Here is a 1169-nt window from a genome sequence, read left to right on the forward strand (position 1 = left end):
CATCGATGGCGTACCCGCTGACGTAGTTCCAGTCAATAACGGACAGTGGCACGGCCGGCATCTCCACCACGTCGTACTGTGTGGCTGCGGCCTGGGCGCTGCATGCCGCCGCGGCCAAGCTCAAAGTCATCAATAGCGATTTCGACATAGATATTGGGCTCGCTGTGGGCGAGTTCAGTTCATCCGTCCGCGCTTGTAACGCGTTATTGGGTGACTGACAATCCCGAAGCGCCGAGATGCAGCGGCTGACGCGAAGTCGAAGGTGATCCGTGCGCTTGGCGACGGCGGCGCCTGTGGCGCATTTCGGCTGGAATTCAGCCCCCGATGTAGTGCATCTCGACGCGGCGTTCGCTGCTGGCGGGCGCCAAAGCCGAACCGCGAATCTCGGAGTAGCGGTCGGTGCGTTCGGCCCAGATGTGGGCGATGGTCGACGAGATGTCGGCATCGCTGGCACCGCCGCGCAGCAGCGCGCGCAGGTCGTGGCCGTGGGTGCCGAACAGGCACAAGAAGAGCTGGCCCTCGGTCGACAGCCGCGCGCGGTTGCAGTCGCGGCAGAAGGCCTTGGTGACGCTGGAGATCAGGCCGACTTCGCCGCGCCCGTCGGCATAGGCCCAGCGCTCTGCCGTTTCGCCGGCCACGCCGGTATCGATCGGTTCGAGCGGCCATTCCTGCTGCAGGCGCTGCAGCAGTTCGGACGAAGGCAGCACGTCGTCCAGCCGCCAGCCGTTGGTCGCGCCTACGTCCATGAACTCGATGAAGCGCAGCGAGACTGCCGTGCCGTAATGGTCGCGGAAATGCCGCGCCATCGGCAACACCTGGTCGTCGTTGACGCCGCGCTTGACGACCATGTTGACCTTGATCTGGCCAAGGCTCACCTCGAGCGCCTTGTCGATACCGGCCAGCACCTCGGCCACCGGGAAGCCGACGTCGTTCATGCGCTGGAAGATTGCGTCGTCGAGCGCGTCCAGGCTCACCGTCAGCCGGTTCAGGCCCGCGGCCTTCAAGGCGGAGGCCTTGCGGGCGAGCAGCGAGCCGTTGGTGGTCAGCGTCAGGTCCAACGCCTGGCCGTCGGGCGTTCGCAGCGCGGCCAGCATCTCGACCAGGCCTTCCAGATGCTTGCGCAGCAGGGGTTCGCCCCCGGTCAGCCGGATCTTGCGCGCCCCCAACTG

Annotated in this window: 1 protein-coding gene; it reads right to left on the minus strand. The window is 66.0% G+C overall.

The window, feature by feature from the left end; all coding sequences use genetic code 11:
- Nucleotides 1-314: 314 nt before the first annotated feature.
- On the minus strand, nt 315-1169 hold an 855-nt coding region (moaA, locus tag AC1DYI_RS36345; RefSeq protein ID WP_477208939.1), incomplete at its 5' end, for a GTP 3',8-cyclase MoaA.

This window comes from Ideonella sp. P3_A4 (genome assembly GCF_056403075.1).